This is a genomic window from Endozoicomonas sp. ALC020 (assembly GCF_049275935.1).
Taxonomy (GTDB): domain Bacteria; phylum Pseudomonadota; class Gammaproteobacteria; order Pseudomonadales; family Endozoicomonadaceae; genus Endozoicomonas_A.
The window spans coordinates 4,021,667-4,034,468 of sequence record NZ_CP184830.1; the positions used below are offsets into that span (position 1 = coordinate 4,021,667).

The 12,802-nt window shown below is 46.7% G+C and carries 15 protein-coding genes; 6 read left to right on the forward strand and 9 right to left on the reverse strand.

Annotated elements, in window-relative coordinates; genetic code table 11:
• The first annotated feature begins 345 nt into the window (after positions 1-345).
• Both ACOJUO_RS15045 and ACOJUO_RS15050 read left to right on the forward strand, forming a co-directional pair.
• A complete protein-coding gene (locus ACOJUO_RS15045; RefSeq protein ID WP_422132843.1) occupies positions 346-1,044 on the forward strand; it encodes a response regulator in 699 nt (232 codons plus the stop codon).
• A gap of 17 nt (positions 1,045-1,061) precedes the next feature.
• Positions 1,062-2,435: an ATP-binding protein gene (locus ACOJUO_RS15050; protein WP_422132844.1), complete on the forward strand. Its 1,374-nt coding sequence runs from the start codon at positions 1,062-1,064 to the stop codon at positions 2,433-2,435.
• A 78-nt stretch (positions 2,436-2,513) separates the two neighbouring features.
• Here ACOJUO_RS15050 and ACOJUO_RS15055 read toward each other — a convergent pair whose 3' ends face one another.
• From ACOJUO_RS15055 to ACOJUO_RS15065, 3 genes are all read right to left on the reverse strand, one after another.
• Entirely contained in the window at positions 2,514-2,900 is a 387-nt protein-coding gene (locus tag ACOJUO_RS15055; RefSeq protein WP_422132845.1) for a VanZ family protein, read from the reverse strand.
• 38 nt (positions 2,901-2,938) lie between these two features.
• Complete coding sequence (locus ACOJUO_RS15060; protein ID WP_422132846.1) at positions 2,939-3,640, reverse strand: pseudouridine synthase; 702 nt, start codon at positions 3,638-3,640, stop codon at positions 2,939-2,941.
• A 168-nt stretch (positions 3,641-3,808) separates the two neighbouring features.
• Entirely contained in the window at positions 3,809-4,009 is a 201-nt protein-coding gene (locus tag ACOJUO_RS15065; RefSeq protein ID WP_422132847.1) for a DUF2788 domain-containing protein, read from the reverse strand.
• A 190-nt stretch (positions 4,010-4,199) separates the two neighbouring features.
• Between ACOJUO_RS15065 and ACOJUO_RS15070 the strand changes: the two genes are divergently transcribed.
• Positions 4,200-4,562: a hypothetical protein gene (locus ACOJUO_RS15070; protein ID WP_422132848.1), complete on the forward strand. Its 363-nt coding sequence runs from the start codon at positions 4,200-4,202 to the stop codon at positions 4,560-4,562.
• Positions 4,563-4,644: 82 nt separating this feature from the next.
• Entirely contained in the window at positions 4,645-5,751 is a 1,107-nt protein-coding gene (locus tag ACOJUO_RS15075; RefSeq protein ID WP_422132849.1) for a hypothetical protein, read from the forward strand.
• Between the two features lie 4 nt (positions 5,752-5,755).
• Here ACOJUO_RS15075 and ACOJUO_RS15080 read toward each other — a convergent pair whose 3' ends face one another.
• From ACOJUO_RS15080 to ACOJUO_RS15100, 5 genes are all read right to left on the reverse strand, one after another.
• Complete coding sequence (locus ACOJUO_RS15080) at positions 5,756-6,361, reverse strand: DUF416 family protein (RefSeq protein ID WP_422137397.1); 606 nt, start codon at positions 6,359-6,361, stop codon at positions 5,756-5,758.
• 120 nt (positions 6,362-6,481) lie between these two features.
• Complete coding sequence (locus ACOJUO_RS15085; RefSeq protein WP_422132851.1) at positions 6,482-6,967, reverse strand: hypothetical protein; 486 nt, start codon at positions 6,965-6,967, stop codon at positions 6,482-6,484.
• A 623-nt stretch (positions 6,968-7,590) separates the two neighbouring features.
• On the reverse strand, positions 7,591-8,157 hold the full coding sequence (gene yeiP, locus ACOJUO_RS15090; protein ID WP_422137398.1) for an elongation factor P-like protein YeiP: 567 nt from the start codon (positions 8,155-8,157) through the stop codon (positions 7,591-7,593).
• Between the two features lie 114 nt (positions 8,158-8,271).
• Complete coding sequence (locus ACOJUO_RS15095) at positions 8,272-8,694, reverse strand: DUF3301 domain-containing protein (RefSeq protein WP_422132853.1); 423 nt, start codon at positions 8,692-8,694, stop codon at positions 8,272-8,274.
• Positions 8,695-8,785: 91 nt separating this feature from the next.
• Positions 8,786-8,974, reverse strand: coding sequence for a hypothetical protein (locus ACOJUO_RS15100; protein ID WP_422137399.1), 189 nt, complete (start codon positions 8,972-8,974; stop codon positions 8,786-8,788).
• A 382-nt stretch (positions 8,975-9,356) separates the two neighbouring features.
• Here ACOJUO_RS15100 and ald point away from each other — a divergent pair, with 382 nt between their 5' ends.
• Together ald and ACOJUO_RS15110 are read left to right on the forward strand one after the other, a co-directional pair.
• Positions 9,357-10,478, forward strand: a complete 1,122-nt coding sequence (gene ald, locus ACOJUO_RS15105; protein ID WP_422137400.1) for an alanine dehydrogenase — start codon at positions 9,357-9,359, stop codon at positions 10,476-10,478.
• A gap of 170 nt (positions 10,479-10,648) precedes the next feature.
• Positions 10,649-11,104: a GNAT family N-acetyltransferase gene (locus tag ACOJUO_RS15110; protein WP_422132856.1), complete on the forward strand. Its 456-nt coding sequence runs from the start codon at positions 10,649-10,651 to the stop codon at positions 11,102-11,104.
• 70 nt (positions 11,105-11,174) lie between these two features.
• Here ACOJUO_RS15110 and ACOJUO_RS15115 read toward each other — a convergent pair whose 3' ends face one another.
• Positions 11,175-12,668 (reverse strand): CoA-acylating methylmalonate-semialdehyde dehydrogenase, encoded by a 1,494-nt coding sequence (locus tag ACOJUO_RS15115; RefSeq protein WP_422132857.1) that lies wholly within the window; start codon positions 12,666-12,668, stop codon positions 11,175-11,177.
• Positions 12,669-12,802 lie beyond the last annotated feature (134 nt).

The following is a 12,802-nucleotide window of genomic DNA, read 5'->3' on the forward strand; positions in this document are numbered from 1 at the left end:
ATTAAAAATAAAGCATTTGTTTACAGGACGCTTACTTCAGATGCGAGTAAATCTTTTTACAGAGTGCTTACTGACTCTAACCCCAGTGTATATACGGGCTTCAATACACTGTGGCCATTGTTTAAACGCTGAAGTTTTTCAACAAAGAAGGGGGCGATTGAAACGAAGGTCTTCCGGAATGTTGAGCTCTGTTTGTTTGCAACAAGACAATTTGTTGTTTCGTGACGCTTTCCGGGGTCGTGTTGGATAAGTCAGCTGACAGACTCTCTGTAAATTTTGTGCCCTGTGCTGTACCTTTAACCCCGCCTTGCCCCTGCGGGGTCTTTTTTTATTGAGGAGCTGCCAATGAGTAATGAAAATCTAGAGCTTCTGTTGATAGATGATGATATTGAACTCTGTGAATTGTTGATTGAGTACCTGGCCACAGAAGGGTACTCTGTCAATGCAGTTCATGATGGTGAGTCAGGTGCCCATGCTGCCCTCTCTGGCGAGTATCAGCTGGTATTGCTCGATGTTACCCTGCCAAAACTGAACGGTTTCGAAGTCCTGAAAAAAATCCGTCAGACGTCTGATATCCCGGTATTGATGTTAACGGCTCGTGGCGATGATGTAGATCGCATCATTGGGCTGGAAATCGGAGCGGATGATTATCTGCCCAAGCCCTATAACCACCGCGAACTGGTAGCCAGGATCAAGGCCATTCTGAGAAGGGGAAGGTCACCGGGGACCGAGGTCGGTAATAAAGTCCTTTCTATTGATGATATCACTCTCAATCTGGCAAACCGTGAAGCCAAGATGGGTGAAACACTGCTTGAGCTGACGGCCACTGAGTTTATGGTTCTCAAGGCACTGATTGAAAAAGCTGGCGAATTGATCTCCAGAGATGAACTGACCCAAATCGCATTGAACCGTCGTCTGACACTTTATGATCGCGCGATTGATATGCATGTGAGCAATGTACGCAAGAAAATTGGCACACGACCGGATGGCTCACCCAGAATTAAAACCGTCCGTGGTGCCGGCTACTTCTATATACGACCATGATTAAACAAGTCCGGAGAATGTTGGTCTGGCCATTTCAGCGTCTGTTCTGGAAGTTGTTCCTGTGGTTCTGGCTTACCATGTTGTCGATGATGGCTGCCATGGTTATAGCGGTGGCCATAACGGTGAATCCCTCGGATTTTCTGTCAGAACGCAGAGAGCTGTTTCGTGAACTGGAGATCGTTTCCAGAAAAGTCGAACGCATGGCTTCTGGTTGGGCTCCCCACACTCCTTTCCCTCAGTTCAGCGGAAGTTATTTTTACCTTTTTGATCCTGCCGGTGAAGTGATGGGTAGAAGAGCCATTCCGGACGAACTGATGTCCGCTTATGATCGAACCCATGATCGCACTGAGCCTACCATTACTTTCAGAAGTGGAGTGGTAGTTGTAGGCCCCAGGAAAGTCTGGATTGGACGAGTGCCTTATGATCTGTTTCTGACCAAGGAAATGCCCAGACTGGTTCACTGGCGAGTGACCAAAGTACTTTCTCAGCAATGGCATCTGGTCATCATTGCTCTGGCGGTCAGTTTTCTGCTCTGCATCATGCTGGCGCGCTATCTGGTAGTCCCCATCAGGCGATTGCAGATAACCTCCAGAAAGTTGGCGAAAGGAGAGCTCTCTGCCCGGGTGGAAGCCACTGTTCGACAAAGAGGCGACGAGCTGGGAGAATTTGCCCGCGACTTTGATCACATGGCAGAGCAGTTAGAGACGCTGATCAATAACAAGGAAATCTTACTCAGAAACGTCTCTCATGAGTTACGTTCCCCGTTAACCCGGTTGCAGATTTCTCTGGCGCTGGCTCGAAGAAAAACGCCAGAAGCTGAGGCAGAACATGGGCGTATAGAGAGGGAAATTGAGCGCCTTGATGAGCTGATTGGTGAGATTATTCGTTTCTCCCGTATTCAGCATGGTCTGAGTGAAGTGGCCTGTGAGCAGGTCAATCTGGAGCAGCTTATCAAGGAATTGGTGGATGACGGCAATTTTGAAGCTCAGGCGCAGAATAAAGGTGTTGATCTGATTAAGAGCCAGCCTGTTGAGATTGTTGGAGTGCGTGACTGGCTGAGCAGCGCCGCTGAAAACATCATTCGTAATGCCATCCGATTTACTCCGCAAGGCAGTAACGTTGAAGTGACACTGGAACAATTTCGGCGAAATGTGATCATCAAAGTACGGGACAAAGGTCCGGGTGTTCCTGAAGAGGTGCTGGAGTCCATGTTCGAACCTTTCTTCAGGGTGGATGAAACCCGAGGCAAGGAGAATGATGGATTTGGACTGGGGACTGCCATAGCAATGGGTGCTATAGCCAATCACGATGGGTCAATCTGCGCCAGAAATGCCCACCCTGGTCTTGAAGTAACGATCAGGATACCTCTGGACAATAAGCGCAAGTTATGACCGGCATCTGCCAGAAATCAGGGAGAACGCCGCAATGAATTGAAGCGCTGGCAAAGCTGAAGACTCCTCGCTCAGCATTTACGTTAGAGACCAGCGCCAGTTGATCAGCGGTATGCGCTTCCAGACAGGAATAGTGAAAAAGTACAGACCTGTTCCGGCCAGGTCAGCCATCAGGTCAGCCAGTGAAAAAAAGCGATATTCCGTTTGTAATTGCAGCAATTCAATGAGAAAGCCGTAGGCCATTAAACCACTGACTTTCCATAAGTTGAATGGCTGGTTTGGAAAGCTGGCATCCATCAGAAAAGCTAACAGCAGAAAAGCTGCAAGATGTTGAAGCTTATCGTTTACAGCACTGAGGGGGACTTTTTCTATTGGCAATAGGGACAAAACCACAATAGATGCCATGGCCAGCAGGAGGGCAGTCCGGGCCAGTTTTGTGTAATGAGTCTTGAATAATGCTATCAAGCTGTCCTTCCTGTCGATTCCTGAAAATGATCAGATATTTATTTTCTATGACGTTTTGTAAAACCTTTTCGAGCCAGTTTATTGGCGCTGGAACGATTTCTGGTAATACTGTTTTGTTTTAATTGTACCTTTAAAGCATCTGGTATCTCTATCTCGCACCAGTTTCCCGGTTTGAGTTCGTCCAGTGCCCAATCACCTATACGGTATCGTATTAGTCTCAGGGTAGGGTGGCCAACTGCTGCGGTCATGCGTCGAACTTGTCTGTTTCGTCCCTCTCGAATAGTCAGCTCCAACCAGCAGTCAGGGATGAACTTTCTTTCCCTTATGGGCGGTGTCCTTGGCCAGACTGCTGGAGCCTCTATGATTCTGGCTTTTGCAGGAAGTGTCTTGCCGTCTTTGAACTCTATGCCTTTTCTCAGTTTCTCCAATGCCCGTTCATTGGGTATGCCTTCCACCTGAACCCAGTAGGTTTTATCCATCTTGTGAAGGGGAGAACTGACCTGATGTTGAATCTGTCCATTGTTAGTGAGCAGCACCAGCCCTTCACTATCCCTGTCCAGGCGACCAGCAGGATAAACACCTGGAATGGGCAGGTAATCCTTAAGCGTAGGGCGCCCTTCTGAATCGGTGAATTGAGTCAGTACATTGAAAGGCTTGTTAAACAGAATCAGTCGGGGAGCGGGAGTCTTTTCTGTTTTCTTCTCGGGAGAACCGGGGGGGTGGAGGGGGCGACCTGACATCGGGCTCAGTCTCATTGGCTTTGGCTGATATTATAAAGTGATTGAGACAGAACAAAAGCCCTGAAGTCTAATCTGAATAATGGGCGAGACTCTGCAAACGTTCGACAGGATTACGCTGTTTTGAGTGGTAAGTGCGTGTTCAATCGTCGCAGAGTCAGGCAAAAGGCCTTAACCACCAATCGTTTTCATCAAAACACCTTTCAGGACAAACCCCAGTACACCCAGGCATAAAGCGCCAAAAAGAATAAATGTACCAAACTTTCCCGCTTTCGACTTTTTAGCCAGATCGTAAACAATGAAACCCATGAACAACACCAGAGCTGTCAGGAGGGCTTTCATCATCAGGCTTTCAAAACTGTCTATATCCATACTTCACTCCAGCGAATAGGGCTACTCATTCTATCGCCGGTGAATTCTATGTCTACACTGAAATAAGAAGAACTGGCTGATGTCATCGGAAAGTAAGGTTGAGCTGGAAAGAATACAAAGTGCCAAAGCGATAATGGGCCATTGACTGGTGAGTAAATGGCCGCTTACTTCGCTAAAAGGAGAGAACCCTATGGCCTCCCGTATCAGATTGATTGATGTCACCAAGCTTAAGAAATCGTCCTGGCTTGTTCAGCAGGAATCCGAAGCTGCAGTAAAGACCGCCAAAGCAGGCATTAACCAACAGAAAGACTTTATGGATTCTGTTGGTATGGATAAAAAGAAACTCCGTGAGTTTATCAATAGCGATGCCTGGCCCACCCATTTCAAGCATAAAGCCCGTCAGGAGCTGATCAAGTTCAATGATGAGCTGAAGAGTGACCTTTCTCAAGAAGCATCACTGAAACGAAAAGAACTCAGAATGGCTAATCGACTGCTGAAACCTAAGACAAAATCAGGATCCTCCGGCAGAAGGCATCGGACCGGATTTGTCTGATGGTCCGAACGGAACGGCCGGATCGAGCAGAAAACAGTGTTTTTTTACTGAATATTCATGTGGATGACAGGGGCGGTTTTTCATGGCTACCGTTAATGGAGTTAACAGTAATAATAATGTTAATGTTGTTGATTCTTCCAAGCTCAGTCAGCAGGACTTTGTCTCGGCTGTCTACCTTGAGCGCGGGAACATGCTGGACTCAGAAGTCCGCAGACTTCTCAGTGAGATAGAAACTTCTAATAAGCTATTGGGTAACGTCAATACTCTGATCAACAAATCCAACATAGCCCAGTATGGCACCAGTCAATACAAGCAGACGACCTGGACCACTAACGGTAATAACATTGTACTGGATAATGGTTATGGTATTGCTATTCAGCCGGATGCTAATGGCAAAACTACCTTCACTCTGGTGGATGCTGAAGGCAATCAACTCAATTATCAAAACCAGGCACTGGTGCCGGTTGCCAAGGGCTCCATATCGGATGCCAAACAGGTGGGCATTCCGGTTATGAATGATATGACTATGGTGTTGGATGATGGTACTGAGATTACTTTTCAAACATCTGCTCCCGGAACTCCCTTTGATCCTTCCAATTTGTCAGGAGGTCTCGCGGATATCACCGGAATCACCATCACCAGAGGCAATCAGGGGCTTACAGTAACTGACTTGAATACGGCAAAGCCTGTTATAGGTACACCAAATCTCAATGGCACCGCCCTGGATGCTGCCAGTAACGATGGTTATGTTCTACTTGAGGCGGGTGGGCTTCATTCCTGGGAGTTTGACGGAGTGAATACCAACCAGATGTCTCGTAAGGACCCGAACGATTCCAGTCAAACTCTCAGTGGCTATGCAGCCCGTAAAGTTGCCTTCCAGAATAGTTTTACTAATGAAGTGACTGGTGGTATGCCAGCATTGACTCAGGAAGAGCGTGATGTTCTCAGTAATCTGCTGAAGATCAATTACACTGACGCCAGTGGAAAAGGCCAGCTCACACCAGAGGAATGGGCTTCGCTGAAGACATCACTGAACGCGGCAAAAGAAAATCTGACGGGGAGTAACCAGTTGCAGACTGTCCAGTTGCAGCGTGCGATGACTACTTACAATCAGAACTTTGATACGATGTCGAACTCTCAGAGTAAAATATATACATTGCTGAAAGATATCATCAGTAATTCGAAATGATAAATCACTCAAGACTGATACCAATGTGGCTGATTCCTTCATTCCTGGCCAAAGCCCTGATCTGTTTCATAACATCGGGGCTTTGCTTGCTTCTGCTGATTTGATCCAGCAGTTCTTTAATAAACGCAATCTGTTGCTGATAAAGCTCATGCTGCTCAACATACTGTTGGAGTTCAGTCCCTTTAAGCTCTTCAGCTTCTGTATACTTAACGAATTTACCAATGGTGCTCAGTGAGAGTGTCAAGGCACTGGCTGTCTCTCCAGCATCAGGTTCCATAGCACAGTTAACGGCACATATCGTACTGATAACACTGTCGTAAGCTGGAATGGCGCCAAACATCTCCCACTCATCAAGGTCGGGTATATTCGGCTCAAGCTTCTCCAGAAGACGCTCAAAGTTTTTGGCTGATTGATAGCCTGCGACGTTATCCCAGAGCATATTAAGAGAGTGTCGAACGTCTTCGGGAAGTCCAAACTCTGTCAGTTCGGCAAACAGGGCAAAGTTGGGCCAGCTTCTTTCACAGACAGCAGTTGTGACTGCTACGAGCTTCCAGGCTGGAAGTTTATGCAGTTGACGCAAGAACTGAGCGTATTGTCGATGTGTGTTCAAGGTGAAACCTCAGGCCAGAATATCTGGACAGGGATTCTAACGGGATTATACCGGGAAGGCACTGCTTGGAAGAAGTTCCTGAGTCAGTTAGAGCTTTGGCTACAAATCATAACCCTTTAATTAGATCTGCCATTTGAAGTTAACAGTGAAAGAATCCAGATCATAATCAGAATTGAGCTCAATTGTAGAATTATCGAACATGCAGGTTTCTGCTTTGACGTTACTGCTGAATTGGACCTTACCACAGTCGCCGAATTCGAACTGTGTTTTTTCCTTGATGAAGTCCATGCCTTCTTTGATGGGTCTGGCAACACCAATGTAGTCAAGCCCGAGAAATGCAGCACTGGCGGCAGCCTGTTCGGCCAGCTTTTTGGGATCGCTAACAGCTTTGTATACAAAAGAGCTGACTTTTTTCTGGTTTACTTTGGATTTTTCCCGGATAGACAACTCAGGCATTCTATTGACGTTTTTTGATCGCTTAGTAGTTATGGTGGAGAACGGGTCAATCATCGAAACATCACGAGAGTAGACAGTGCTGTAATGAGGGGACCCTGAAAGATAATGACCTTCCGAGTCCGACAGTGCTACAACCGGGAACAAAGTCATGAAAAAGCACGACCCCCATTTGCAACATGCACTAGAGCTGTTTAAAGATTTGCTTCCATCCATGGTGCTAACCCTTAGTTAGCGCTGAATGCGCTTCCATCCAAATTATATTGCCAGTCTATACGACATGCTGGCAATAGAAAAACCCCTACTATTCAGTTAAGCATGTTCAGGCTGAAGTGCCTTGAATTTCCTGCTCAATATAGCGACATAATATATATGTTTTTTCGTTATTATATTGTGAAATAATTTCTCAGGATGGCCGTGATGAATGGTACAAAAAGAGAAAAACACCTCGTTATCCATTCGTTGTGTATTGGGACCATATAGTTAGTTATATTCCTTCGTATTTATTTCACTTATTACTGGTTTTTTCCTTGAACTATGAAATCTACAAGAAAACTCTGGTATCTGACCTTATCGGCCACGGGGTTGCTATCTTGACCCTTTTGCAGGCTCTGGGCTGTGAATGACCAATACTATCTGGTCATAATGCCCTGACATTAGGTGACCGAGCGAATGTATTGACTCCAATGGCGATCGTTTTTAACAGCGCACTCAAGTGCACTGTTGAAGGTTTAAATCGCAGAAGGTTTGAAGAGCCAAAAAGGTATGATCCGACTTTATGCTCTGGACATGAATTTGCCTGTCTCTGTATTAATCTTGATGATTTCTCCGGTACTCAGGTATTCTGGAACCTGAACTTCAAGACCGGTAGTCAATCGTGCTGTTTTGGTTCGAGCAGCTGCAGAAGCACCTTTAATAGCGGGAGAGGTATCGATAATTTCCAGAGCGATAGATGACGGTAGTTCAATAGCCAGTAACTGACCATCGACCAGGAGCGCGATCAGTCCTTCCATGCCATCAGACATATAGGGAAGTTGCTCTTGAATGGTGCTTGAGTTAACCAGATATTGGCTGTAGTCCTCACTGTCCATAAAGGTAAACTCATCACCTTCACGATATAGAAGTGAAACTGTTCGGCGGAGTGAGTCGACATCAGCAAACTGATCGTCACCTGTGCAGGTCATCTCCAGCTTCTGGCCACCGGGAATGGAGCTGAAACGAAACTTGTAGAGGGTTGAGGCACCGCGAGCGGATGGACTCTTGGTCTCCTGCTGTCGGACGATGCAATACTGGTTTTCTATTTGAACAATCTGACCTTTCTTCAGATCTTTGGCATAGGCCATTTATTTTAACCTCGGTTCAAAGGGGGAGGGCAAACTCTATCACAGGACAGAAATTGCCATCGGCTCGTTAATCATTTGTATATTGGGTATGAATGTTTGGGCTAAAACGATGTACTAGGGCTTCGTGTCCTGGTAGTTTGTCAGATCAACTGCATCAGATGGGTTGTTATTCTTGGGCTGAGTATCCTCTGAATACTCTGTAGACATGATCAGATTCGAAGTTTGCTGTTCTTCAGGGTTAGTGTATTGCAAATTCACTACCTGCAAGTATTGACCGAGCAAGCGTATATGACCCGGGTAACGCTGAATCCCATCGGGTGTAAATTCAAAACTGAAATCTCTGGCAAGGCGCATCTGACCGTCTGGACTGCGCTTGAAACGTGTAGAATAACGAACCACTGTCCCATCAAGAAGCTGTAAGTTCATTTCCTTGCAGGCACGTCTGCCATGCATGATCGCGATCTCTCTTGCTTTTGTTGTATCAGCCCAGTACCAGGCAAAAGCTGCTCCAAGTAGCATCCAGATGATAATATTCATAGGGGCATTTTATAGCCAAGCAAGATAGAAAAGCTATGTCTCAAGCGTTTCTTTACAAGTTGTGGCGTTTTTCTGAGTAATAAACCAGAAATCAGTGCAGATGTCTTGGATTGCTGGCTTTACCAATGGGCTTTCCATCACGGTCAATGATCTTTTCTCTGGGGTCGACTCTGTAAATTCTTCTGAAGTATTCCGCCGCCAGGGCTTTCTGATCAGTAAACTGCTTGATGTCTACGCCAACCCGGTTGAGATATTCAAGCATAAAAATGGTGTCGGGCACGTTAGCCTCCAACTATTGGCTCCATAAAGTGACTCTCTACTATCCAGATCATCCATTCCAGGTTCTGGTCGAACAAAGGTCTCACTGAAATTCGAAACCAGAATAGCAGCAATATGTTTCGTTTCTTTGACTTGGTACGTGCTTTCTCCAATCTTTAAAGCCTCTTTATTGTTTCTATTGACTAACCCCTGGGAGTCTTTTTCCTCTTCGCTTGCGGTGAGGCAGTTGATTGCCTGAAAATTTCTGGAGTTGGTGATTTTATTTGTAGTGTTAGTTTTTTTGGTTGAATATTCTGAAAAAAATTTCAAATAAAAATAATTCACTAAACCGAGGATCTTATACTAGTTTATAAGCGTAGATAAAGCTTGGGCTGGGGGAATATATGCTGGTAGGTGTGCCGAAAGAAATAAAAAATCATGAGTATCGAGTCGGGTTGACACCCGCTGCAGTTAAGGAACTCGTGGCACAGGGACATGAAGTTATGGTTGAAATGAATGCCGGAGCAGGTATTGGTTTCACCGATGATTGTTATGAGAATGCCGGAGCTACTGTTGTTAAAAGTGCCGAGGCAGTTTTCAAAAAGGCTGAGCTGATTGTTAAGGTCAAGGAACCTCAGGCTATTGAAAGAGCAAGGCTGCGTCCTCACCATACTCTCTTTACTTACCTTCATCTGGCGCCAGACGTTCCTCAAACTCAGGATCTGATTGAATCAGGAGCTACCTGCATTGCTTATGAGACTGTAACAGATGCTAATGGTCGTCTGCCTTTGCTGGCACCCATGTCAGAAGTCGCTGGTCGTATGTCTATTCAGGCTGGCGCCCACTGTCTCGAGAAGTCCCAGTCAGGTCGTGGCGTACTCATGGGCGGTGTTCCGGGTGTAGATCCTGCGAAGGTTGTCATTATCGGTGGCGGTGTTGTTGGTCAAAATGCTGCAGCTATGGCTGTTGGCATGGGGGCAGACGCTGTTATTCTGGATCGCTCTGTGGACACTCTCAGACAGCTTGACGCCCGCTATGGCAACCGTATTAAAACCGTGTTTTCTACTCATCATTCTATTGAAGAGCATGTACTGACAGCTGATCTGCTGGTAGGCGGAGTTCTGCTGCCAGGTGCTGCCGCACCCAAATTGGTGACCAGAGATCTTGTCAGCAGAATGAAGCGTGGCTCTGTTATTGTTGATGTTGCTATTGATCAGGGTGGTTGTGTTGAAACGTCCAGACCCACCACCCATGATGATCCTACCTTCATCGTGGATGGTGTTGTTCACTACTGTGTGGCCAACATGCCAGGTGCCGTGGCAAGAACTTCTACAGTGGCACTGACAAATGCAACGCTGCCATATGTTCTGGACATTGCCAATAAGGGGACTCGTAAAGCTCTTGAGGATAATTCACACCTGCTGGAAGGTCTTAACGTCTGCAAAGGCATAGTGACCTGTGAGAGCGTTGCTCAGGTACAAAACCTGACCTACAGATCTGCTGCTGAAATGCTGTCTGAAATCTGATTTAAGGTTATCTGAACCGAAAACTCTGGTTTGCTTTTGGAAGCCAGAGTTTTTTGTTTTTAATTCTTGAGAGATGGTCCGGCGAGCAGGATACTCTGTTGGGTAGCTCGTTACTTAACAGTGAATAGATATTCACACACAGGTTGATTGATTTTGGGTTGGATTCGGGTTTGATTAATTGGCAATGGTCCAGGTTTGAAGAACTTACCGGGCAGGAAGTATATAGCATTCTTAAAGCCCGTCAGGATGTCTTTATCGTTGAGCAGGATTGCCCTTATCACGATGCGGATGGGGTTGATCAAAGGTGTCTGCACTTATCAGGCTGGAGGGAAGGTGAAAATAATCTTGCGGCCTATCTGAGGATTATACCCCCATCCTCCCCCGAATCTGTTGTGGCTATTGGTCGTGTTATCACTACATACTCTTACCGTGGTGGCGGGTTGGGCAAAGAGTTGATGAAACGAGCGGTAGAAAAAGCCACCGAACTCTTTCCTGAGTATGATCTTTATCTCAGTGGTCAGGCTCACCTTCAAACATTTTATGGCGCTTATGGCTTTAAAGCTGAAGGTGACATCTATGAGGAAGATGGTATCCCCCATATTGCTATGTTTTTAAGAAGATCTTGATGACCGGCCGCTCCTGTTGTCTCTGACAACTGATTCTGCTGTGTGCCAGCTTCTAATGTTCAGTGGCTATTCATTTCATGGTAGGAATGACAAACTCTGCGCCTGGTCTGATTCCGATTGGCCAACGAGAAGTAATAGCTTTGCGACGTGTATAAAACTTCACACCTTCCATGCCGTGCATATGCAGTGGACCAAACAGAGACCGCTTCCAGCCGCCAAAGCTGTGGAATGACATTGGGACTGGAATGGGTACATTAATACCGACCATGCCGATCTGGATGTCATGGGCAAACTGTCGGGCACTGTTGCCATCACGAGTGAATATGGCAGCACCGTTGCCGTATTCATGATCATTGATCAGGGTGACCGCTGTCTCATAATCAGGCACTCGTACTATCGACAGTACCGGTCCGAATATCTCTTCCCGGTAAATGGACATATCGGTGGTAACATTGTCGAACAGGCAGCCGCCCAGAAAGTAACCCTCTTCGTGGCCCTCAACGGAAAAATTTCTGCCGTCCACGACCAGTTTGGCACCCTGGGCAATACCGGCATCCACATAACCTGATACCTTGCTGCGGTGCTCCTGGCTGATGAGTGGACCCAGTTCAATACCAGACATCAGACCGTTACCCACCTTCAAGGCTTTCACTCTCGGAGTCAGGCGTTCAATCAGTGCATCCGCTACATCACCCACAGCAACTGCAACAGAAATAGCCATACAGCGTTCGCCCGCAGAACCATAGGCAGCACCTATCAGTGCATCAACGGCCTGATCAAGATCAGCATCTGGCATAATAACCATGTGGTTTTTGGCTCCACCCAGAGCCTGAACGCGCTTTCCGTGGTGGCAGCCTTTCTGATAGATATACTCAGCAACAGCTGTAGAGCCAACAAAACTGACGGCCTGAACATCCCTTGAGGCGAGGATAGTATCAACAGCTTCCTTATCACCATTGACCACATTCAAAACACCATCGGGAAGACCGGCTTCTTTCATCAACTCGGCCAGACGGAAAGGAACTGAGGGGTCTTTTTCTGAAGGTTTGAGAATAAACGTGTTACCGCAGGCAATGGCCAGGGGGAACATCCACATGGGAACCATGGCCGGGAAGTTAAAAGGTGTGATTCCGGCCACTACGCCCAAGGGTTGGCTGACGGACCAGGCATCCACATCAGTTCCCACATTTTCTGTGTATTCCCCTTTCAGCAGGTGAGGAATACCACAAGCGAATTCTACGACTTCCAATCCACGGGTAATATCGCCATGAGCATCTTCCAGAACTTTTCCATGTTCTCTGGTCAGCATTTCAGCCAGCTCATTACGGTGTCTTTCAACCAGTTCCCTGTATTTGAAGAGAAGTCTTGCGCGATTTAGTGGGGTGACATTTCGCCATTGCTCAAAAGCCTGTTTGGCTGTGGCTATAGCAACCTCGACCTCCATGGCACTGGCCAGAGAAACAGAAGCTTCCTGCTGTCCGGTAGCAGGGTTAAAAACGGGTAACTGTCGTGCGCTGGGTGCAGAGGGCAAGCCGGCGATGAAATGGTTGATTTGAGCACTCATGTCAGGGCTCCTTACAGTTCATTACTTTTATTGTTCAGAGTGAAACCATTACCTTTTTAAGGTTACGGGAATTCAGTCTCCGTATGAAGAGGCTGTCGCAAAAACTCCAACAACTCCTTTGACTCAAGAACTTC

Excerpts from the sequence above, each read along its gene's own strand:
- ACOJUO_RS15045 (WP_422132843.1), top strand. The coding sequence starts at position 346 with ATGAGTAATGAAAATCTAGAGCTTCTGTTGATAGATGATGATATTGAA.
- ACOJUO_RS15050 (WP_422132844.1), top strand. The coding sequence starts at position 1,062 with ATGTTGGTCTGGCCATTTCAGCGTCTGTTCTGGAAGTTGTTCCTGTGG.
- ACOJUO_RS15060 (WP_422132846.1), bottom strand. The coding sequence starts at position 3,640 with ATGTCAGGTCGCCCCCTCCACCCCCCCGGTTCTCCCGAGAAGAAAACA.
- ACOJUO_RS15065 (WP_422132847.1), bottom strand. The coding sequence starts at position 4,009 with ATGGATATAGACAGTTTTGAAAGCCTGATGATGAAAGCCCTCCTGACA.
- ACOJUO_RS15070 (WP_422132848.1), top strand. The coding sequence starts at position 4,200 with ATGGCCTCCCGTATCAGATTGATTGATGTCACCAAGCTTAAGAAATCG.
- ACOJUO_RS15075 (WP_422132849.1), top strand. The coding sequence starts at position 4,645 with ATGGCTACCGTTAATGGAGTTAACAGTAATAATAATGTTAATGTTGTT.
- ACOJUO_RS15085 (WP_422132851.1), bottom strand. The coding sequence starts at position 6,967 with ATGACTTTGTTCCCGGTTGTAGCACTGTCGGACTCGGAAGGTCATTAT.
- yeiP (WP_422137398.1), bottom strand. The coding sequence starts at position 8,157 with ATGGCCTATGCCAAAGATCTGAAGAAAGGTCAGATTGTTCAAATAGAA.
- ACOJUO_RS15095 (WP_422132853.1), bottom strand. The coding sequence starts at position 8,694 with ATGAATATTATCATCTGGATGCTACTTGGAGCAGCTTTTGCCTGGTAC.
- ald (WP_422137400.1), top strand. The coding sequence starts at position 9,357 with ATGCTGGTAGGTGTGCCGAAAGAAATAAAAAATCATGAGTATCGAGTC.
- ACOJUO_RS15115 (WP_422132857.1), bottom strand. The coding sequence starts at position 12,668 with ATGAGTGCTCAAATCAACCATTTCATCGCCGGCTTGCCCTCTGCACCC.